We start from the raw sequence: 585 nt of genomic DNA, 5'->3' as shown, positions 1-585 counted from the left end.
ATCAGGCCGACGTCGTGGATGTCCGGCACCTTCGAGCAGCCGACGCCCTGTTCGACCCAGCGCACGACGTAGCCGAGGATGCCCTGCGCGTTGTTCTCGACCTCGCTCAGGATCTCGGCCTCGCTCCACGCGGCACGCTCGACGACCGGCACGGTCAGCAGCCCTTCGAGCAGCGCGTCGCGCTCGCTCGCGTACGGTGTCTTCTCGAGTTCCTGCTGGACGGCCTGCACGTCGACGAGGTGGTAGTGCAGCGCGTGCAGCGTCGCGGCGGTCGGCGACGGCACCCAGGCGGTGTTCGCGCCGGCGCGCGGATGCGCGATCTTCTGCTCGAGCATCGCATGCATCAGGTCCGGCATCGCCCACATGCCCTTGCCGATCTGCGCGCGGCCGCGCAGGCCGGCCGACAGGCCCGCGAGCACGTTGTTGCGCTCGTACGACTGGATCCACGCCGACGACTTCATGTCGCCCTTGCGGATCATCGGGCCCGCTTCCATCGCGGTATGCATCTCGTCGCCGGTGCGGTCGAGGAAGCCGGTGTTGATGAACGCGACGCGCGCGGCCGCTGCCGCGATACACGCGGCGAGG

The 585-nt window shown here is 69.6% G+C and carries 1 pseudogene; it reads right to left on the bottom strand.

The features are described 5' to 3' along the window. Nucleotides 1-585: pseudogene (locus JMF90_RS39645) on the bottom strand (malate synthase G); the annotation flags it as partial.

Origin of the sequence: Burkholderia sp. E168m23 (genome assembly GCF_016586125.1) — a bacterium.
Classification (GTDB): Bacteria; Pseudomonadota; Gammaproteobacteria; order Burkholderiales; family Burkholderiaceae; genus Burkholderia; species Burkholderia orbicola.
The sequence above is the reverse complement of the archived record's forward strand: the minus strand, read 5'-3'. Positions and strand labels throughout refer to the sequence as shown.